Annotated in this window: 16 protein-coding genes; 8 read left to right on the top strand and 8 right to left on the bottom strand. The window is 69.6% G+C overall.

What is annotated here, in order from left to right:
- The first annotated feature begins 12 nt into the window (after window positions 1–12).
- The 5 genes from ACCD06_RS30350 to ACCD06_RS30330 all read left to right on the top strand — a co-directional run bounded on the left by ACCD06_RS30350 (window position 13) and on the right by ACCD06_RS30330 (window position 4,513).
- Complete coding sequence (locus tag ACCD06_RS30350) at window positions 13–1,239, top strand: acetate/propionate family kinase (RefSeq protein ID WP_413345814.1); 1,227 nt, start codon at window positions 13–15, stop codon at window positions 1,237–1,239.
- A gap of 153 nt (window positions 1,240–1,392) precedes the next feature.
- Window positions 1,393–2,346, top strand: coding sequence for a DMT family transporter (locus tag ACCD06_RS30345; protein ID WP_413345812.1), 954 nt, complete (start codon window positions 1,393–1,395; stop codon window positions 2,344–2,346).
- Window positions 2,347–2,363: 17 nt separating this feature from the next.
- Complete coding sequence (gene pgk, locus ACCD06_RS30340) at window positions 2,364–3,104, top strand: phosphoglycerate kinase (RefSeq protein ID WP_413345810.1); 741 nt, start codon at window positions 2,364–2,366, stop codon at window positions 3,102–3,104.
- Window positions 3,105–3,206: 102 nt separating this feature from the next.
- Window positions 3,207–4,229, top strand: coding sequence for a type I glyceraldehyde-3-phosphate dehydrogenase (gap, locus tag ACCD06_RS30335; protein WP_413345808.1), 1,023 nt, complete (start codon window positions 3,207–3,209; stop codon window positions 4,227–4,229).
- A 38-nt stretch (window positions 4,230–4,267) separates the two neighbouring features.
- Complete coding sequence (locus tag ACCD06_RS30330) at window positions 4,268–4,513, top strand: hypothetical protein (RefSeq protein WP_413345806.1); 246 nt, start codon at window positions 4,268–4,270, stop codon at window positions 4,511–4,513.
- 27 nt (window positions 4,514–4,540) lie between these two features.
- Here ACCD06_RS30330 and ACCD06_RS30325 read toward each other — a convergent pair whose 3' ends face one another.
- The 3 genes from ACCD06_RS30325 to ACCD06_RS30315 form a co-directional block, all read right to left on the bottom strand.
- A complete protein-coding gene (locus ACCD06_RS30325; RefSeq protein WP_413345804.1) occupies window positions 4,541–5,626 on the bottom strand; it encodes an FUSC family protein in 1,086 nt (361 codons plus the stop codon).
- Between the two features lie 125 nt (window positions 5,627–5,751).
- The gene (locus ACCD06_RS30320) at window positions 5,752–7,383 is read right to left on the bottom strand and encodes a caspase family protein (RefSeq protein ID WP_413345802.1); all 1,632 of its coding nucleotides are present in this window, start codon (window positions 7,381–7,383) and stop codon (window positions 5,752–5,754) included.
- 60 nt (window positions 7,384–7,443) lie between these two features.
- Entirely contained in the window at window positions 7,444–8,406 is a 963-nt protein-coding gene (locus ACCD06_RS30315) for a LysR family transcriptional regulator (protein ID WP_413345800.1), read from the bottom strand.
- A 107-nt stretch (window positions 8,407–8,513) separates the two neighbouring features.
- Here ACCD06_RS30315 and ACCD06_RS30310 point away from each other — a divergent pair, with 107 nt between their 5' ends.
- Complete coding sequence (locus ACCD06_RS30310; protein ID WP_109075883.1) at window positions 8,514–9,344, top strand: SDR family NAD(P)-dependent oxidoreductase; 831 nt, start codon at window positions 8,514–8,516, stop codon at window positions 9,342–9,344.
- Between the two features lie 9 nt (window positions 9,345–9,353).
- Here ACCD06_RS30310 and ACCD06_RS30305 read toward each other — a convergent pair whose 3' ends face one another.
- Entirely contained in the window at window positions 9,354–9,479 is a 126-nt protein-coding gene (locus ACCD06_RS30305) for a hypothetical protein (RefSeq protein WP_413345798.1), read from the bottom strand.
- A 55-nt stretch (window positions 9,480–9,534) separates the two neighbouring features.
- On the opposite strand from ACCD06_RS30305, the gene ACCD06_RS30300 reads away from it, so the two are divergent.
- Both ACCD06_RS30300 and ACCD06_RS30295 read left to right on the top strand, forming a co-directional pair.
- Window positions 9,535–10,098 (top strand): histidine phosphatase family protein, encoded by a 564-nt coding sequence (locus tag ACCD06_RS30300; protein ID WP_413345796.1) that lies wholly within the window; start codon window positions 9,535–9,537, stop codon window positions 10,096–10,098.
- A gap of 37 nt (window positions 10,099–10,135) precedes the next feature.
- Window positions 10,136–10,573: an EamA family transporter gene (locus ACCD06_RS30295; RefSeq protein ID WP_413345794.1), complete on the top strand. Its 438-nt coding sequence runs from the start codon at window positions 10,136–10,138 to the stop codon at window positions 10,571–10,573.
- Window positions 10,574–10,724: 151 nt separating this feature from the next.
- On the opposite strand, the gene ACCD06_RS30290 is transcribed toward ACCD06_RS30295, so the two are convergent.
- The 4 genes from ACCD06_RS30290 to ACCD06_RS30275 all read right to left on the bottom strand — a co-directional run bounded on the left by ACCD06_RS30290 (window position 10,725) and on the right by ACCD06_RS30275 (window position 19,059).
- Window positions 10,725–11,375, bottom strand: coding sequence for a response regulator transcription factor (locus tag ACCD06_RS30290; protein WP_109075886.1), 651 nt, complete (start codon window positions 11,373–11,375; stop codon window positions 10,725–10,727).
- Entirely contained in the window at window positions 11,375–12,886 is a 1,512-nt protein-coding gene (locus ACCD06_RS30285; protein ID WP_413345791.1) for a response regulator, read from the bottom strand. Before ACCD06_RS30285 ends, ACCD06_RS30290 begins: the two co-directional genes overlap by 1 nt.
- Window positions 12,883–17,943 (bottom strand): AAA family ATPase, encoded by a 5,061-nt coding sequence (locus ACCD06_RS30280; RefSeq protein ID WP_413345789.1) that lies wholly within the window; start codon window positions 17,941–17,943, stop codon window positions 12,883–12,885. Before ACCD06_RS30280 ends, ACCD06_RS30285 begins: the two co-directional genes overlap by 4 nt.
- A 162-nt stretch (window positions 17,944–18,105) precedes the next feature.
- Window positions 18,106–19,059 carry a helix-turn-helix transcriptional regulator gene (locus tag ACCD06_RS30275; RefSeq protein WP_413345787.1) on the bottom strand — a complete coding sequence of 318 codons (954 nt, stop codon included), beginning with the start codon at window positions 19,057–19,059 and terminating at the stop codon, window positions 18,106–18,108.
- Window positions 19,060–19,247 lie beyond the last annotated feature (188 nt).

Below are 19,247 nucleotides of genomic sequence, written 5' to 3'. Positions count from 1 at the left end.
GACGTTACCGTCATGGCCGCACTGTCAAACTCCAGCGAGGACGCCTGCCTCGTCATCAACGCAGGCTCCTCCAGCCTCAAATTCTCCGTTTTTCAAGGTGGCAGCGCTTCGGAGATCGAACCGGTCGTCACCGGCCAGATCTCCGGCATCGGCACCGCCCCCCACTTCCAGGCCAAGGACGCGCAGCGCCGCGTCCTCGCCGACGGGGTGCTGGACGAGGTCGGCCCCGCCGACCGCGCCGGCCTGCTTGGCTTCTTGCTCAACTGGATACGGCACGAGCTGAAGGGCGCCACGCTGGTGGCCGCCGGCCATCGCGTCGTCCATGGCGGCACCCGCTTCTCCGCCCCCGTGCGCGTCACCGCGACGGTGCTCGACCAGCTGGAGGAGTTGATCCCGCTCGCCCCCCTGCATGAGCCGCACAACATCGCCGCCATGCGGGCGCTGGCCCAGGTCTACCCGTCGCTGCCGCAGGTCGCCTGTTTCGACACCGCTTTCCACCAGACCCAGCCCTGGCAGTCGCAGACCTTCGCCATCCCGCGCGAACTGACGGCGGAGGGCATCCGCCGCTACGGCTTCCACGGCCTGAGCTACGAGTACATCGCGCACCGCCTGCCCCAGGTGGCGCCGGAACTGGCGAACGCACATGTGGTGGTCTGCCATCTCGGCAGCGGTGCCAGCCTGTGCGCCATGCGCGCCGGGCACAGCGTCGACACCACGATGGGCTTTACGGCTCTGGACGGCGTGCCGATGGGCACCCGGCCGGGCGCCATCGACCCCGGCGTGCTGATCTACCTGATGCGCGAGAAGGGCTACGGCGCCGACGAGCTGGAAAAGCTGCTCTACCACAAGTCGGGCATGCTGGGCGTGTCAGGCCTCTCCAACGACATGCGCGACCTGGAGAACTCCGACCTGCCGGCCGCCGCCGAGGCGGTGGAGCTGTTCTGCCACAATGTCGCCAAGCAGGTGGCGGCGCTGGCCGGCTCGATGGGTGGGCTGGACGCGGTGGTGTTCACCGCCGGCGTCGGCGAGAACTCCACGCTGGTGCGGGCGCGGGTGGCGGAGAAGCTGTCCTGGCTCGGCGTCGCCATCGACCCGGCGGCCAACCGCGCCAAGGCCACCCGCATCTCCGCCCAGGAAAGCCGCGTGCCGGTCTTCATCATCCCGACCGACGAGGAACGGATGATCGCCCGCCACACGCTGGGCGTGATCGCCGCAACGCAGCTGAGCCGGGCGGCGTAAAGGCACTCTCCCGCCCGGAGAATCCCCTCTCCCCCCCGGGGAGAGGGTTAGGGTGAGGGGGGCGCAGGGCGAGGATTCTCGGGAAGGCACGCTGTGAATCCCCCTCACCCCGACCCTCTCCCCGGGGGGGAGAGGGAGATCGGAAACATCACCATGGAACAGCCCCCCACATCTCCCGCCGCCAAACAGCCGGAAAACGTCCGGCTCGGCATCCTGTCGATGCTGCTGGCGATGGTCCTGATGACCGTCATGAACGCGCTGGCCAAGCTGCTGGCGGAGAGCTATCCGCTGGGCGAGGTCACCTTCTTCCGCAACCTGTTCGCCCTGCTGCCGGCGGTCGCCATGGTCGCCGCGGCGGGCGGGCGGAGCTGCCTGCACACCGACCATTGGCAGGGGCATCTGTGGCGGGCGGTCATCGGGCTGGCGTCGATGGTGCTGCTGTTCTGGGCCTATCACCTGATGCCGCTGGCCAATGCCGTGGCAATCTCCTACTCCGCTCCGCTGTTCCTGACGGCGCTGTCGGTCCCGCTGCTGGGGGAGAAGGTCGGCGCCTTCCGCTGGGGGGCGGTGGTGGTCGGCTTCGTCGGTGTGCTCATCATGGTGCAGCCCGGCGCCGGCATGCTCGACCGCGGGGCGCTGGTCGCGCTGGTCGCCGCGGTCTGCTACGCCCTGGCGATGATCGCCATGCGCCAGCTGGGGCGTACGGAACGGCCGGTGACCACGGTCTTCTACTTCACCGTGATCTCCACCCTGCTCAGCGCGCTGGCCCTGCCCTTCGGCTGGACGATGCCGGACGGGCATGCGCTGGCCCTGATGGTGGCGATGGGGATCGCCGGCGGCGGCGCGCAGTATTTCAGCACGCGGGCCTATGCGCTGGCCCGGGCGGTGGTGGTCGGACCCTTCAGCTACGCCAGCCTGATCTATGCGTCGGTCCTCGGCTGGCTGGTCTGGGGCGACGTGCCGGCTCCGCATGTGGTGATCGGCGCCACCGTGGTGATCGGCAGCGGGTTGCTGATCCTCTACCGCGAAACCCGGCACCGCGAAATCGGGGGCGCAGCATCCCCCCTTCCACCGCGGCGGGCGGCACCGACAACGAGACTGGTTTGAAGGAAAGGACAGGCATCATGCTTACGATCGATGCCCAAGGCAGCCCAGCTTCGCACTTGACCGGCCGGCTTCGCCTGATCACGGGTGGCCGCGACACGGGAGGTCGGACTCCGGCCCACAAGATGGTACGGTCCGGCAACGGAATCTGCGCCATCGTCGGCGGCGTGAACCTGTCGGCCAAACTGGACCTGCTGGTCCGGCTGGTGGCGCGGGTCGACGTGCTGGCGTTGGGCGGCGGCATCGCCAACAGTGTCCTGGCGGCGGCCGGCACCGACATGGGCGCCTCGCTGTGCGACTACGAACAGGTCGACGGGGCGCGCAAACTGCTGGACCGGGCGAAGGCCTGCGGCTGCGAGGTGCTGCTGCCGGTCGACGTGGTGGTGGCGACCGAGGCGCGGAAGGGGGCGGAGGACCGCATCGTTTCCTGCGCCGCCATCGGGCCGGAGGACATGGTTCTCGACATCGGCCCGGCGTCGGCGGCCCGGCTGACCGCCTGCGTCGACGCCGCCCGGACGGTCGTCTGGACCGGCCCGCTCGGCGTCTGCGAGATCGCCCCCTTCGACGGCGGCACCGACGCGCTGGCGTGGTTCATCGCCCGGCGCACCCGCGACGCCGGCCTGCGCTCGGTGGCGGCCGGCGACGACACCATCGCGGCGCTGGCCGCGGCCGGGGTGGAGGACCGCTTCAGCGAGCTGACCACCCGCGACGCCCTGCCGGCATGGCTGGATGCGATGTCGCCGCGCGCCGTCCCCGCCTGAACGGACATTGCAATCTTTGCGGGTTGAAACCCGCTTTCCCTGGTTGACACGAGTCTCCGCCCCAATCGGCACGAGACCGCAACCGAACGACTGGAGCACATCATGGCTGTACGGGTAGCGATCAACGGGTTCGGCCGCATCGGCCGTCTGGTTCTGCGCGCCATCTACGAGAGCGGCCGCAAGGACGTGGAAGTCGTGGCGATCAACGACCTCGCCGATCTGAAGGCCAACGCGCACCTGCTGAAGTACGACAGCGTCCACGGCCGCTTCCCCGGCACCATCGAGACCGCCCAATCAGAAGACGGGGGCGGCGTGCTGATCGTCAACGGCCACTCCATCAAGGTCGTGCAGGAGCGTGACCCGGCCAAGCTGCCGTGGAAGGATCTCGGCGTCGAGATCGCCATGGAATGCTCGGGCATCTTCACCAAGCGCGCCGATGCCGCCAAGCATCTGGAAGCCGGCGCGCAGAAGGTGCTGATCTCGGCCCCGGCCACCGACGAGGACATCACGGTCGTCTACGGCGTCAACCACGACAAGCTGACCGCCGAGCACCGGATCGTCTCCAACGCCTCCTGCACCACCAACTGCCTGGCCCCGGTCGCGCATGTCCTCCACAACCTGGTGGGCATCGAGAAGGGCTTCATGACCACGATCCACTCCTACACGGGTGACCAGCGGATCGTCGACACCAACCACAAGGACCTGCACCGCGCCCGCGCCGCGGCCCTGAACATGATCCCGACCTCCACCGGCGCCGCCAAGGCCGTCGGCAAGGTGCTGCCGGAGTTGAAGGGCAAGCTGGACGGCACCGCCATGCGCGTCCCCACGCCGAACGTGTCGGTCGTCGACTTCAAGTTCACCGCCAGGCGCGCCACCTCGGTCGAGGAGATCGTCAAGGCGATTGGTGAGGCCGCCAACGGCCCGCTGAAGGGCATCCTGGCCGCCTATGACGAGGATCTGGTGTCGTCGGACTTCAACCACGACCCGCACAGCTCGACCTTCGCCAGCAGGGAGACGAAGGTTGTGGACGGCAATTTCGTTCGCGTCATGGCATGGTACGATAACGAGTGGGGCTTCTCCAACCGGATGGCCGACACCGCCGTCGCCATGGCGAACGCCAAATAAATCAACCACGCCGACCCAAGACCAAAAGGAGCCGGACGATGAGCAAGACGATCATGTGGACCGAGACCGACGCCAAGGGCTTCGAGTCCGAGTGCCTGTTCAACGAGGACAGCCGCCAGTACGAAGTGATGGTCTGCGCCTCGGGCCGCCGGCTCTGCCGGTCGGAGTCCTTCCCGGCCCAGTCCGACCCGATGCAGGGCATGAGCGACGACGACCGCCAGCAGGCCTTGCAATGCGCCGAACGGCTGGTGACCGAGATCGAGCACGATCTGGGCGACCGCTAAGCGGCCGGTTCCGGCTTTCACCACCGCCTACCCATGGGCGGCGAAGTCGGCGGTCCGTTCGACGAGGTCGTCCAGATTGCGGCGGAACTGCTCCAGCGCGAAGCCGGTGCCGAACATCCGCCACAGCCAGTCGGTCGGCATGTGGCGAGTCTGCCTTGCGGCCCGCGTGCGGTCGATTCCGCTGCGGTAGGCCGCCAGCGCATCGGCGAGTGCGGTGGAACGGTCGGGCGGCTGACCGGTGGCCAGTGCATCGGCCAGACCACGCAGAATGGCCGCTCCCGCCGCGGCGACCGGAGTCCAGTCGGGGCAGACGTCGCGGTCGGGGATGTCCTGCCGCGGCTCCCCCACCGCCCGGCGCAGCATCACCACGTCGTGCCGCAGGCGCATCAGCGTGCGCAGCAGCGGATCGGGATCGGGCATGTCGGCCAGCCGGCTCCGCCGCTCCCGCGCCGCTTCCCCCACCAGGGTTTCCAACCGGGTCAGGGACTGCTGGGTGCGCACAACCAGCCGGTTCATGGTCGCCTGGGAGGCCTCGTCGGCGACGGCCAGCGCGTCGAGCTGGTCGGCCATCAGCCGCGCCACCTCCGCCGCCGTGTCCAGCACGGAGCGGGAGGCGCGGGCCGGCGCCACCAGCAGCGACACCAGGATGGCGACGACGCAGCCGAGCCCGACCTCCAGCATCCGGTCGGTGGCGAAGCTGAGCGGGCCGAGGTTCGCCCCGGCGGTGCCCAGCAGCACGATGATCGCGGTGATCGGCGCGATGCGGAAGCCGGCCGACATGGCGGCGAGATAGGACAGCGGCGCCACCGCCGCCAGAAGCGCCACGGCACGCATCAGCCCGTCGGTGTGCGGAATCAGCAGGCCGATCACCCCGCCATAGGCCACGCCGACCAGCGATCCGACGAAGCGGTCCAGCGCCGCCTTCAGCGATCCGCCGACATTGCTCTGGGTGACGATCAGCGCCGTGATCACCGCCCAGAAGCCCTGCGGCAGGTCCAGCGCCTCCGCCAGCAGGAAGGTCGCCAGGGTGGAGACGGTCATCCGCAGGGCATGCACCAGCTTTGACCGGTTCCGCGCCATCCACGACGCCGGCACGCTCCGCCACCCGCTCATCCCGTCAATCCCGGTCCATCTCCGACTGATGCCCAGTGTCGGGCATGACGACGCAAATCACCAGAGACAGTGCGATGCGGCGGTCGGCCGCCGCAGTCCGCGGCGCGGCGTTCCGGCGTGCCCGCTCAGTCCTCCTCCTCGTCCTCCTGCTCGCCCGGCAGCTCGTCGAGGACGACCGTGTCACCGACGGCGTAGAGCATGCACTCCTCCTTGCCGCCGGCCTGTTCGCACTTCTCCACCGCCGCGGTGCCGGCCTCCTCCTCGCTGTCGCGGTCCCACACCGACGCCCAGCGGCCGGTCAGCGTCAGGGCAAGAGCCTTGTGTCCGGGATTGCGCTGGTAGTTCACCATGCCGACCTTGCGCGTGTGTTCGCTGACGAAGGGCACGCGCGCCGGATCGAAGCGGCCGGAGCCCAGGATCTCCACCGGCATCGGGACGAAGCGCTTGCCCTCCATCACCACCGCGTCGCCGACCGCATAGAGGGTGCAGGGTTCCTCCGCCCGGTACTGGCAATATTGCAGGGCGCTGCGCTTCACGTCCTCCTCGGTCCGGCTGTTGGACTTGTTGGAGAAGTAGGCGTAGTTCCCCTTCGCCGAGATCGCCAGCGCCTTGGGCGACGGCAGTCCCGGATACATGGCCAGCGCGGCCCGCGACTTGCCGCTGAGATAGGGGATCGCCGACACATCCATCGGCGCGGTTGCAGGAGCCGGGACCGGGGCCGGAACCGGGGCTGGTGCCGGCACCGGCGGGGCGGCGAGCGCGGCGACCGACACCGGCGCCCGTTCCGCCGGCGCGGTCCCGCCCAGTTCGGCGACCCGCGCCTCGGCGATCGGGGCGAAGGTGCCTTGCGGGAACTGCTTCAGATAGGCTTCGAACAGGCCGCGGTTGGAGCTGCCCTTGATGCTGTCCCAGAACAGCGTTTCCTTGTCGGCAGCCGCGGCGGACCCGGCGGCCGGCGCATCGGCCGGGGGCGCCGTCACCACCGTGGTCGGCCCCAGGAAATAGAACCGCCCCTCTATGGGGGAGGCCGAAACCCAGGGCTGCTGGACGCCGCCGGAGTTGCGCTTCACCGTGATGCCGACGTCGTTGAAGACGTCGAACACCGCCTCCCCCGGTTTCAGCATGGCCTTCGACAGCGCCTCGGTATAAGGGCTGTTGGCCCCGGCGCCGTCGGCCGCCACCGCGCCGGGCTGGGTCGCATAGGCGATGATCGTGCCGGCCGGCGCCTGCATCTGGGCCAGACCGGGCGACGCCGCGCGCAGGCCGCGCCCGCCGAAGGGGTTGTTGCGGCAGGCGTCCAGGATGACGATGTTCAGCCGGCTTTCCGCCAGCGCCATCTCGTCCAGCACCATGGCGACGTCGATCAGCTCGTACCGGACATCGGCCTCCTTCTCCAGATTGGCGGAGACCGGCAGAAGATAGTTGGTGCCGCGGGCCTGCATGCCGTGTCCGGCATAGAAGAACAGCCCGACATCGGCGCCGCCCAGCTTCGCGCCGAAGCTGCGGATCGCCTTCTCGGTCCCTGCCCGGTCGAGGTCGAGTTGCGGCGCCCCGCCGATCAGCTCGAACCCGGCCGCGCGCAGGGACTCTGCCATCGCCTTGGCATCGTTCACCGGGTTGGGCAGTCTCGGCGCATGGTGATAGCTGCTGTTGCCCATCACCAGCGCCACCCGCTTGTCCGCCGCGGCCTCTCCCGATCCGGCCACCCAGACGAAAAGGGACAGGGCGAGCGCGATGGTGCGTCCCAGGGTGTTCAAGGCCGATGTCCTTCGGGTCGGAAGCGTTGCCGCCACTCTGCCCGCGCAACAGCACGGGTTTCAAGGACGGCGACGATCATCCTGCCGCGGCCGGGCATCCACATCGTCGTCCACCCTGGACTCTACCGCGCGAACCGCGTCGATGAAGGCCCGCAAGGCCGGGGCCATCTGCCGCTGGCGCGGATAGCACAGGAACCGGCCGGGAAAGGCGGCGGACCAGTCCTCCAGCAGCGGAACCAGCTCTCCCGCCGCGATATGGCCGGCCACCGCATCCTCGATACAGAAGCCGATCCCGATTCCCCGCAGGGTCGCGCGCAACGCCATGTCCTTGTCGTTGAAGATCAGCGGCCCCTCGACCGCGACCTCGAACCAGGATCCGTTTCCGAAGAACTCCCAGGCATAGGGCATCACATGGCCCGGCCAGCGCCATCGGATGCAGCGATGGCCGACCAGATCGCGCGGATGAGCCGGCCGGCCATGAAGATCGAGATATTCGGGCGACGCCACGGCGATCTGCCGCAGGTCCGGACCGAGACGCACGGCGACCATGTCGCGGTCGATCACTTCGCCGATCCGGATGGCCGCATCGAAGCCGCCGGCCACCAGATCCACCACCGCGTCGTCCAGCGTGATGTCCAGCACGACGTCCGGAAAGTCCCGGGCGAAGGCCGCCAGCATCGGCTCGATGTAGAGTTCCGCCGCCGCGCGGAAACTGTGGACGCGCACAATGCCGGACGGGCGTTCGCGATACCGGCGCACCTGCCCGATGGCGTCGCCGAGTTCGGAGACGGCCGGCTGGACGCGCCGGAACAGATTTTCACCGGCGTCGGTCAGCGCGACACTGCGCGTGGTCCGGTTGAGCAGCCGCACTCCCACCCGTTCCTCGAACCCGCGTACCAGCTGGCTGAGCGCCGATGGGGAAACGCCCAGCCGCTCCGCCGCGCGGCTGAAACTCAGCGTCTCGCCGACGGCGAGGAACGCGCGAAGCTGGTTGTAGTCGCTGCCGGAGAGCAAGGGATCCATACCGCAAGGAAACATCTTTTTAGCAAGGCTTACAAGTTTCATCAGAAATCCGGCCATTCTGTAAGCCAGTCACCGGATGTATCTCTGGCCGCGAAAGGAGACTTCCCATGACTACATGGTTCATCACCGGCATCTCGCGCGGCCTTGGGCTGGCACTCGCCAAGGCGGCCCTTGCGGAGGGCGACACCGTCATCGGCACCGTCCGCAGCGGCAGGCCGGACCTCTCCGTCGAGCACGGCACCCTGCATGTCCTGACCGCCGATCTCGCCGACGGCGATGCCGCCGAGGCCGCCGTCGGCCGGGCCTTCGCGCTGGCCGGCCGCATCGACGTGATCGTCAACAATGCGGGCTACGGCCTGCTGGGGGCGGTCGAACAGGCGAGCGACGACGAGGTCGCCCGCCTGTTCGCGGTCGACGTGTTCGCCCCCTTCCGCATCATCCGCGCCGCCCTGCCCCGCCTGCGCGCCCAGGGGACAGGGCACATCGTCAACATCACCTCCATCGCCGGACGGGCACCCGGCGCCGGTTCCGGTCTCTACGCAGCGGCCAAACACGCCCTGGAGGGATTGTCCTCCAGTCTTGCGCAGGAGGTCGGCCCGCTCGGCATCAAAGTGACGGCCGTGGCGCCCGGCGCCTTCCGCACCGATTTCCTGTCAACCCATTCGATCCGCAAGAGCGCTGCCGAAGACGCGGCCTACGCCGACAGCGTCGGGCGGATGTCGTCCGCTTTCGACGGCATGGCCGGCCGTCAGGTCGGCGACCCGGATCGCGCGGCGCAGGCCATCCTGGCCGCCGTCCGTTCCGACAGCCCGCCGCTCCATCTGCTGCTTGGGTCCGACGCCCTCCACCGAGCCCGCGCCAAGCTCGACGCCGTGATCGCGGAAATCGACGCCTGGGAAAGCGTGACCCGCGGCACCGACTTCGTCGAACAGGGCTGAGGCTACAGTCTAGGCGATCAGCCGTCCCGACGCCGGCAGGCCCACCCACGGCAGGAGGGCGACCGCCGCCGTGACGGCGAAGCTGGCGGCAACAAGGACACGGGATCGGGTGTTGAGCAGGCGGTTGCGGACCATGATGACGCTCTCCCGGCAAAAGGAGGCGCAGCACCGCTCCCCGATGGAGATGCCAATGCCCACCGTGTTTCGCCGCACCCTGCTGGCCCTGTCCGCCGCCGTCCTGCTGCCGGTCCTGACGGCGGCACCCGCTGCGGCCATGGAGACGGCCGGCCTCGTCGTGCTGATGCGCCATGCGGAGGCGCCCGGAACCGGCGATCCGCCCGATTTCGAGCTGGACGACTGCGCCACCCAGCGCAACCTCGGCGACGGCGGCCGGGCCCAGGCGGCGCGGATCGGCGAGCGGCTGCGGCAGCTCGGCATCGATCAGGCGCGGGTCCTGTCCAGCCAATGGTGCCGCTGCCTGGAGACCGCCCGCCTGCTCGACCTCGGCCCGGTGAAGGAGATGCCGGCCCTCAACTCCTTCTTCGGCCGCCAGGAGGAGGAGAAGGACAGAACCACCCAGCTGCGCCAGTTCCTGGCCGACCTGCCGCGCGACGGCAAGCCGGTGGTGCTGGTCACCCATCAGGTCACCGTCACCGCCCTGACCGGCATCTTTCCGGCATCGGGCGAGGCGGTTCTGCTGCGGGCGAACGGCACTCCCAACCCGGAGCAGATCGACCGGGTGCGCGTACCCTGATACCCAGGGAATTGGAAAGCTGAAGGAAACCAAGAGAATGACCGATGGCCTGCTTCCATCCTGGATGCTGTGGGCGCTGTTGTCGGCCTGCTTCGCCGCGCTGACCGCCATCTTCGCCAAGGTCGGCGTCGAGGGCGTCGGTTCCGACATGGCGACGCTGATCCGAACCGCCGTCATCTTCGTGATGCTGATCGGCATCGTCGTGGCCTCCGGCCAATCGCTGTCGCCGTCGGCGGTGTCGGGCAGGACGTGGCTGTTCCTGCTTCTGTCCGGTCTCGCCACCGGGGCATCCTGGCTGTGCTATTTCCGCGCGCTGAAGCTCGGCCCGGCGTCCCAGGTGGCCCCGGTCGACAAGCTCAGCGTCGTGCTGGTCGCCCTGTTCGGCGTGCTGTTCCTGGGCGAGAAGCTGTCGGGTCCGAACTGGCTGGGCGTCGTGCTGATCGCCGCCGGGGTGATCCTGCTGGCGTTCAAGTGAGCGCCGGACCCATAGCGGACCCGGCGGACCGGTGGTCTTCGGCCTTCAGGCGCTCTCAGGCCGCCCGCACATGGCGAAGGAACTCCTCCGCCTGATCGCGCAGGGACAGCGCCTGCCGACCGACCCCGCCAATGGTCACGTGACGCCGACCTTACTGACCTCGCCCTTCGACCGTCGTCGTCAGCCCGTCGACCATCCGCACCAGTTCGACGACGGAGCGGGCCTCCATCTTGCGCATGGCCTGCCCGCGGTGCAGCTTCACCGTCGCCTCGCTGAGGCCGAGATCGTCGGCGATCTGCTTGTTGCGCAGGCCGGACACCACCATCAGCGTGATCTCGCGTTCGCGCGGGGTCAGCGTCTCGAAGCGGGCGCGCTGGGTGGTCAGCCCGCGCTCCTGGCAGCGGCGCTCGCCATGGGCGGCGATGGCGGCGTGGATGGCGTCCAGCAATTCCTGGTGATGGACGGGCTTGGTCAGGAACTCGAAGGCCCCCGCCTTCATCGCACGCACCGACATCGGCACGTCGGCATGGCCGCTGATGAAGATCACCGGCAGGCTGTTGCCGGACCGCGCAAGCTCCGCCTGGAAATCCAGGCCGCTGCGCCCCGGCAGCCGCACGTCGAGCACCATGCAGCCGACGTCGATGGCCGGGCGCTGGTCGACATACTGCTGCACCGAGCCATAGCTCTTCACCTGCAGCCCGACGGACTCGAGCAGCCCCTCCAGCGCTTCGCGGACGGCTTCGTCATCGTCGATGATGACGACGGTCTCGACCACCGCCACGGCTTCCGCCTTCCTCCCCATCACTTGCCTCCGGGCGATACGGGCAGCACGAATTCGAACACGCTTCCGCCGGACGCGCCGGGCGTCGCGGTCAGCCGTCCGCCATGCAGCTCGACGATCGACCGGCTGATCGACAGGCCCATGCCCAGCCCGTCGGGCTTGGTGGTGTACAGCGCGCGGAAGATGGCGTTGACATCGGTTTCGCCAAGCCCCGGCCCGCTGTCCTCGACCCGGACGCGGAACCAGCCGTCGGCGCTGCCGGTGACGATGCGCAGGCGCCGTTCCGGCAAATCCTCCGCCGACATCGCCTCGATGGCGTTCATCACCAGATTGAGCACCAGCTGCTGCAGCTGCACCCGGTCGCCATGGACCCAGGGCGGTTCGGCCTGCAGGTCGGTTTCCACGATGACGCGGGCGCGGCGCAGCTCCGCCCGCACCAGCTCCAGCGTGTCGGCGACCAGCGCGCTGATGTCGACCCAGCCGGGATCGGCCGGGGTGCGGCGGGCCAGCGCGCGGATGCTGCGGACGACGTCGCCGGCCCGCTGGGCGTCGCGCACGATCCGCTCCACCACCACGCGGGTCTTGTCGAGGTCGGGCTGCGGCTGCGACAGATGCTGCAGACAGGTGCCGGCATTGGTGACGATGGCCATCAGCGGCTGGTTCACCTCATGCGCGACCGCCGCGGCCAGTTCGCCCATCATGGTCAGCCGGCCGATATGGGCAAGGTCGGCCTGGGCCGTCCGCAGGGCCTCGGCGATCCGCCGGCGCTGGGTCAGGTCGCGGAACACCAGGATCGAGCCGACCAGCTCGCCGCGGTCGTCGATGATGGCGGAGCATCGCTCCTCCACCACCAGTCCGGCCGGATCCCCCCCGTCGCGGGGCAACAGCCGGGACTGGCGTTCCGGCGGGGCGAAATCGCCGCTGCGCAGGACGACGGCGGAGAAATCCTCCAGCGGCTCCAGCGTTTCCTCGTCCACCGCGACGAAGACGGCGGACAGCGGCTGCCCGGCGGCCTCCGCGGCGGTCCAGCCGGTCATCGTCTCCGCCGCCCGGTTCATGAATTCGACCCGGCCGTCGCGGTTGCTCAGGATGACGCCGTCGCGGATGCTGGCCAGCGTGGCGGCATAGCGCCGTTCGCTGAGCCGCAGCCGGGTGTCGCTGGCATGCTTGTACAGCGCCATCTGGATGACGGTGCGCATCTGCGGCTCTTCGAAGGGCTTCAGCAGATAGCCGAACGGCTCCGTCAGGCTGGCGCGATGCACCACCTCGTCATTGGCGTAAGCGGTCAGGAAGACGATGGGAATTCGGTGGGCATCGCGGATCCGGCGTGCCGCCTCGATGCCGTCCATCTCCCCTTCCAGCCGGATGTCCATCAGGACGAGGTCGGGCTGCTGGCTGCACGCCTGCCGCACGGCATCCTCGCCGCTGGCCGACATGCCGACCACCACATGGCCCATGCGGGACAGTTGATGCTGAATATCGCGCGCAACGATGCGGTCGTCTTCGACGATCAGGATGCGTGCCGCGATCATTCACTTCCCCGATTGCGCCCCTTCAAAGGAAAGGTGACGATGAATTCGGCGCCTGTGTTGAAGCTGTATTTCAGAGTTCCGTGCAACTGACTGCTCAAATCCGAAACAAGCTGGAAACCTACGGAGTCCATCCTATCGGGATCGCAACCTTCGGGCAAGCCCACGCCGTCGTCCCGAACGGATAGCCGGCAATCCCGGCCGTCCGTCGTCAGCACCACGCGCAGCACCCCGCCCCGCCCGCCCGGATAGGCATGCTTCAGCGCGTTGGAGACCAGTTCGTTGACGATCAGCCCGCAGGGCACCGCGCGGTCGAGGTCCAGCTTCAGGTCGTCCAGCTCGGTTTCCAGCCGCACCGCCCCGGCCTGGCGGGAATAGGCGCGCAGCAGATGGGCGCAGACCGAGTCCAGATGCTCGCGCATCGGCACGCGGGCGAAGTTACCGAGGCGATAGAGGCTTTCATGGACCAACGCCATCGACCGCACGCGGTCGCGGCTGTCGGCGAACAGGGCGGCCACCGCTTTGTCCTCGATCCGGCGCGCCTGGAGGTTCAGCAGGCTGGTGACGAGCTGCAGGTTGTTCTTCACGCGATGGTGGATTTCCTTCAGCAGCGCGTCCTTCTCCTCCAGCGTCGCCGTCTCCAGCGACGCCGCCGCCTGGGCGCCCAGCAGGGTCAGCACATTGACCCGCTGCGGGGTGAAGGCGTAGGTCGCCAGCGCGTTCTCCAGATGCAGCAGCCCGACGACCCGGCGGCGGCGGACCAGCGGCAGGCACAGGATGGAGCGCGCCTCCGTCTCGTGGAAATAGGGGTCGGCGGACAGCGGGCCGGCGGCGCGCGTGTCGTCGACGATCACCGCCTCCTGGTCGCGGATGGCGCCGTGGATGATGGCGTGGGGCAGCGGGAAGCGGTCGGCGTCCTCCTGCACCAGCCGGACCGACACGCCGTAAAGCCCGGTGGTCGCCTCCGCCTCCACCCGCAGGCGTTCGCCGCGGGCGAGGATCAGCAGGCCGCGGCTGGCCCCGGCATGTTCCAGCACCAGGGTCAGCAGGGTGGTGGTCAGCTGCTCCACCCCCGACTGGTCGGAGACGGCGCGCAGCGTCTCCAGCAGGGAGGCCAGATCGACGCCGTCGAAGCCGCGCGGCGCCTCCTGCACCGCGGCCTCGGCCGGCTCCAGGGCGAGCGACGGATAGCGCTGGGCGAGCTGCCGGACCTTGGCCGTCGCCCCCCAGTGGCCATAGCGGTCCGCCGCCTCGCGGATGCAGGCCAGCTCCAGCGTCGGCAGGCCCATGCGACGGTAAAGGCCGGCGGCGCATTCCTGGGCCAGCGCCTCCACATGCGGCAGCGCGGTGCGGCGGGCGGCCTGGACCGCGCGGTCATAGCCGCGCATGGCGTCTTCGGTCCGCCCCTGGCTGCGGGCCGCCTCCGCCTCCACCAAGGCGAAGCGCGCGTCGAAGCTGTCGGGACTGTGGCCGGCCCATTCGCGCAGCTGGCCCAGGTGGCGGGACAGCGCAACGCTGTGGCGGGCACGCTCTTCGGGCTCCGCGCCATCCATCGCGCCAGCCCTGGCGAGCGCGGCGTGGAAATGGAACTCCGCCATCTCCCAATGGCCCGACGTGGTCCACAGCAACCCTTCGGCCCGCTCGGCCGCTTCGACCGCCGCGGCCATCTCGCCGGCGATGCAGCGGAGCTGAAGCGTGCGAATCCAGTGCCAGCAGGTGGCGATGTCCAGGCTGGGGTTGGCCAGCAGCCGCGCCTCGAACGCGGCATTGTCGAAGCCCTTGCCGTCGAAGGACCCCAGTGCATCGGTCCGCCCACGCAGGGCGCGCACGAGTTGCAGCTGCGTGGTCAGGATGTCGGCGCACAGCCCGAACTTCACCTGCCGCACATAGGCGAGCCGCGCCTCCGCCGTGCGCTGCACCGTCGCCAGGGGATCGCCGGACGCCAGCATGCTGGTGACCAGCGTCACGCTGGTGAAGCCGCCATAGGTGACGTCGCCGGCCTCCCGTGCCTCCTCGAACGCGCGCAGAAGCAGGGGGCGCTCGCTGCGGATGTCGCGGGTCCAGGGCACGACATGATAGGCGAAGGTCATCAGCACGCGCGCCCGGTAGCGGGTCCGCCCCTGCCGCTCCGCCAGATCGTAGCCGAGCCGGCCGAACTCGTATCCGGCGGCGTAATCGCCGAAGTAAGGCCCGGCCATCATGCCGAGATAGGCGAATCCCAGCGCGGAGGCGTCGCTGCGCCCATGCCGCAGCGTCAGGTTCGCCATCCGGCACAGGATCAGGCAGACCAGATTGCGGTCGCTGAAGAAGGCGGGCGGCAGTGCCGCGGCCAGCACGTCCATGGTCGCCCGGCTGTCGGGGTCGCTCACCGCCGACAGCGCCGCCAGCGAGGCGACGGGCCGGTCGCCGATGGCCGCGCGCAGGTCCGCATATTCCTCCTGCGCCAGGGCCGCCGGCGGATGGGCCGGCCAGTCGATCCCGGCGCCGCGCAGATAGGCCAGACAGGCGTCGATGGCGCGGTCGCTGCGGTCGATGGCGGTGTAGACGGTGACCAGCAGCGCGGTGATGGCGGCGCGGTCGGCCGGACATTCGGCCCGCCCGACCAGCCCCTGAAGCCGCAGCTCCGCCCGCCGCAGATCACCGCTGAGGAACTCGCATTCGGCCTGGAGATGCTCCAGCGCGAAGGCCAGCCGGTGCCGCCGCTCCCACTGGCCACCCTCCAGCAGGCGCAACCCCGCCAGGGCATAGGCGAGGGCGGAGCCGTGGGCGCTGGCGGCCTTGGCCTGATGCCCGGCGGCGAGGTGGAGGGTCGCCACCTCCTCCCGCTCGCGCCCCTCCTGGATCAGCGACAGGCAGCGGTCATACTGGCCGACCAGCGCGAACAGCCGCTCCCCCGACAGATCGGCCGCGAATCCGCGGTGCAGGGCGCGGGCGATGTCGAGATGCAGCCTGCCGCGCCCCTCCGCCGGCACCAGGGCATAGGCCCCCTCCTGCACCCGGTCGTGGAGGAAACGGTACCCCCCGTCGATGCGCAGGATCAGCCCTTCGGCCAGCACCGGTTCCAGGTTCCGCTCGGCCTCCGCCTCGGTCAGGCCGGCGGCCAGCGCCAGGGTGGCCAGCGGCGCGCTGGCGCCGAGCGCGGCGAGTCGGGCCAGCAGGTCGCGCGCCCCGGCGGGAAAGGCGCCCAGCCGCTCGGTCATCAGCGTGGCGATGCCGGCGCCCGACCGCGCCGTTTCCACCGCCGCCATATCCCAGTCCCAGCGCCTGGCCTCACGGTCGAACCACAGCCGGCCGGACCGCTCCAGCGCGGTCAGAAGCTGCACGGCGAAGAAGGCGTTGCCGCCGGTCCGCTCCTCCAGCAGGGCGGCCAGCGCCGCCACCTCCTCGGGCTTGCGGCCCAGGCTGTCGGCGACCATCCGGCGCAGATCGCCGGACGACAGCGGCCCCAGCGCGATCTCGCGGCAATCGATTTCCGCACCCGCAGGCCCGGAAGCCGAGCCCCTGATCCGCTCCAGCAGGGCGGCCAGCGGGTGGTCGGCCCCCACCTCGTCGCTGCGATAGGCGCCGACCAGCAGCAGATGGCCGATGCCGCCGTCGGCGACCAGCCGGTCCAGCAGGTCCAGCGTCGCGCGGTCCAGCCATTGCAGATCGTCGAGGAACAGGACCAGCGGGTGGTCGGGACGGGCGAACAGCTGGAGCACCCGGCGGAACAGCAGGTCGAAGCGGTTCTGCGCCTCCTGCGGCGGCAGCGGCGGCACCGCCGGCTGTTCACCGATCAGCAGGGCGAGGTTGGGGATCAGGGCGGTCATCAGCGCGCCGCCATCGCCCACCGCCTCCGCCAGCCCGCGGCACCACTGGTCGCGGTGGGGGACCGGCAGGGCCAGGATGCGGGTGACCAGCCCGCGAAAGGCCTCGGCAAGGCTGGCATAGGGCAGGTCGCGCCGGCCCTGGTCGAACTTGCCGGCGGCGAACAGGCCGCGCGGCGGCACCAGCTGCTCCTCCAGCGCATAAACGACCGCCGACTTGCCGACACCGGACCGGCCGGAAATCAGGACGATTCCCATCCGGCCACGGCCGGCGACGCGGTCGAAGGCGGCCTGAAGCACAGCGACCGGCTCCTCCCGCCCATAGAGCGACGGCGGCGGCTCCAACCCCTCCGGCAGGTCGCGCCGGCCGGCCGGAAAGGCGGGGATGCCGCCTTGCGCGTCCCATAGCTGAAGGGCATGGGCGAGGTCGCGGACAAGGCCGTCGGCGGTCTGGTAACGATCCTCCGCCACCTTGGCGAGAAGCCGCAGCAGGATGTCGGCAATGGCCGGCGGCAGGTCGGGGGCGTGGCTGGCCGGCGGGATCGGCGCGCGGGCGAGATGGCTGTGCACCCACTCGATCGGATCGCGGGCGGCGAAGGGCAGTTCGCCGGTGAACAGCTCGTACAGCGTGACGCCCAGGGCATAGAGGTCGCTGCGGCGGTCGACCGGCCGGTTCATCCGCCCCGACTGTTCCGGCGCCATGTAGGGCAGCAGCGCCGCCGGCCGCTCGACCTCCTGCCGCTGCGGGTCCGACAGGTCGGCGGCGCGGCCGAAACCGGTCAGGCGCACCGCACCGTCCTCCGCCACCAGCAGGTTGAAGGGCCGCAGATCGCCATGCAGAAGCCCGCGGCGATGCAGCTGCGCCACCGCCCCGGCGATGCGGATCGCCAGGGTCAGCCTCTGGCGGAAAGCCCCGATGAAAAATGACGGGCCGGAAAAGGACGGCGTGGAGACCGCCAGCGCCGACAGCGGCTGCCCGCCCGGATCGGCAAGCGTCAGCACCGGCACGGCGCCATGGCGCAGCAGATCGAGCGGCTTGACCGCCCATGCCGGGTCGAGCCGGCGGGACAGCTCATGCTCCCGCCGGAACCGGGCGAGCACCGCATCGGCCGGCGCGGCCGCATCGGCCATCCGCGCGAGGATGGGAAAGGGCTGCCCCGGCCGCGTCACCCGCAGCAGCCGCGTCTCCCCGTCGCCGCCCAGCGCATGGGTGCCGGATCCCGCCTCCGTCAGATGGTCTAGACTGGACTCCATGAAACGGCCTTTCCCCAGCGCAGCATCGGTGAGATCTCCCTCTCCCCCCCGGGGAGAGGGTCGGGGTGAGGGGGGTACGCGGCGAGGATTCTCGGGATAGCCACGTAGTGCATCCCCCTCACCCTAACCCTCTCCCCGGGGGGGAGAGGGGATTATTTCGCCTCAAAAGGAGATTTCAGCCGGCGCGCAGGGCGGTCGGCCCACCGGCATCGGCGTGTCTGCTCCAACGTTGCGTCGCCGCCAGCTGCGAGGCGAAATGCCGACCAGCCGGCTGAAGGTGCGGGTGAAGTGGCTCTGATCGGCGAAGCCGCAGGCCAGCGCCACGTCGGCCAGCGTCTGCGACCCGTCCCGCATCAGCGTCTTGGCATGGTCGATCCGCTGGTGCAGCAACCACTGGTAGGGCGTGGTGTTGGCGGTGCGGCGGAAGGCGCGGACGAAATGCCCAACCGACAGCCGGCATTCGGCGGCGAGGTCGGCCAGCCGGATGTCGCCGTCGAGATTGGCGGCGATCATCTCCTTCACCCGCCTTTCCTGCCAGGGAGCCAGAGTCCCGCCGGGCTTGGGCGCGCTCACCCGGCCATAGGCGGTGACGATGTGGGTCGCCAGCGCCGAGCAGACATGGTCCAGATACAAGAGGCTGATCCGCTCCGGAAACTCCAGCGTCGGCAGGATGGCCGATGCCAGCGCCCGCACCGTCGGATCGTTCATCGGGGTGCTGGGCGGGATCGAGAGGTCGGCCAGACGCCCGCCGCGGGACTCGGAACAGGCGCCTTCCAGCACCGCGCGGGGCAGATGGAAGGTCAGCGTGTCGAAGGCCGTGCGCATGTGGCAGTCGATCTTGCGGCGGTAGTCGTGGATCGAGGTCAGCCCGGTGATATCGGCCGGTTTCTCCACCAGCCGTCCGTCGACCCAGACGTCGGACTGGAAGTTGGAGAGATGATGGCTGACCAGGAACGCATCTTCCGATGCCGGACTGAAATAGCCGACGCCGCCGGACGCGCAGCGGATGCGCGAAACCCCGACCATGCCGCCGCCCGATCCGACGACCAGCACCTCCGGCTCGTCCGGCGTCGGAACATAGTGCAGATGCAGATTGGTCTGATGGGCCGAGGCCATGTGCGTCTCCCTTGCGTTTGCTCGCGGCCCGGCGTCTCCGTCTTCCGGAAGACCGCCCGCCCGACTTGCCCGCACAGGGTAAACGCGACCATATGCCGCGAACCACTAGACGCAGATTAACCACGGCAGTGTTTAGGTCGAACCACCCTATACCTTGGTTTAGGTTCTAAATGTTCGACGCAGGATTT

Origin of the sequence: Azospirillum sp. CT11-132, assembly GCF_047302835.1 — a bacterium.
In the GTDB taxonomy this organism is placed as follows: domain Bacteria; phylum Pseudomonadota; class Alphaproteobacteria; order Azospirillales; family Azospirillaceae; genus Azospirillum.
Note: the sequence above shows the minus strand (reverse complement) of the source record. Positions and strands in the feature narration are given on the sequence as shown.

Excerpts from the sequence above, each read along its gene's own strand:
- ACCD06_RS30310 (WP_109075883.1), top strand. The coding sequence starts at position 8,514 with ATGACTACATGGTTCATCACCGGCATCTCGCGCGGCCTTGGGCTGGCA.
- pgk (WP_413345810.1), top strand. The coding sequence starts at position 2,364 with ATGCTTACGATCGATGCCCAAGGCAGCCCAGCTTCGCACTTGACCGGC.
- ACCD06_RS30295 (WP_413345794.1), top strand. The coding sequence starts at position 10,136 with ATGACCGATGGCCTGCTTCCATCCTGGATGCTGTGGGCGCTGTTGTCG.
- ACCD06_RS30285 (WP_413345791.1), bottom strand. The coding sequence starts at position 12,886 with ATGATCGCGGCACGCATCCTGATCGTCGAAGACGACCGCATCGTTGCG.
- ACCD06_RS30325 (WP_413345804.1), bottom strand. The coding sequence starts at position 5,626 with ATGAGCGGGTGGCGGAGCGTGCCGGCGTCGTGGATGGCGCGGAACCGG.
- ACCD06_RS30275 (WP_413345787.1), bottom strand. The coding sequence starts at position 19,059 with ATGGCCTCGGCCCATCAGACCAATCTGCATCTGCACTATGTTCCGACG.
- ACCD06_RS30305 (WP_413345798.1), bottom strand. The coding sequence starts at position 9,479 with ATGGTCCGCAACCGCCTGCTCAACACCCGATCCCGTGTCCTTGTTGCC.
- ACCD06_RS30350 (WP_413345814.1), top strand. The coding sequence starts at position 13 with ATGGCCGCACTGTCAAACTCCAGCGAGGACGCCTGCCTCGTCATCAAC.
- ACCD06_RS30280 (WP_413345789.1), bottom strand. The coding sequence starts at position 17,943 with ATGGAGTCCAGTCTAGACCATCTGACGGAGGCGGGATCCGGCACCCAT.
- ACCD06_RS30345 (WP_413345812.1), top strand. The coding sequence starts at position 1,393 with ATGGAACAGCCCCCCACATCTCCCGCCGCCAAACAGCCGGAAAACGTC.
- ACCD06_RS30330 (WP_413345806.1), top strand. The coding sequence starts at position 4,268 with ATGAGCAAGACGATCATGTGGACCGAGACCGACGCCAAGGGCTTCGAG.
- ACCD06_RS30290 (WP_109075886.1), bottom strand. The coding sequence starts at position 11,375 with ATGGGGAGGAAGGCGGAAGCCGTGGCGGTGGTCGAGACCGTCGTCATC.
- ACCD06_RS30315 (WP_413345800.1), bottom strand. The coding sequence starts at position 8,406 with ATGGATCCCTTGCTCTCCGGCAGCGACTACAACCAGCTTCGCGCGTTC.
- gap (WP_413345808.1), top strand. The coding sequence starts at position 3,207 with ATGGCTGTACGGGTAGCGATCAACGGGTTCGGCCGCATCGGCCGTCTG.
- ACCD06_RS30300 (WP_413345796.1), top strand. The coding sequence starts at position 9,535 with ATGCCCACCGTGTTTCGCCGCACCCTGCTGGCCCTGTCCGCCGCCGTC.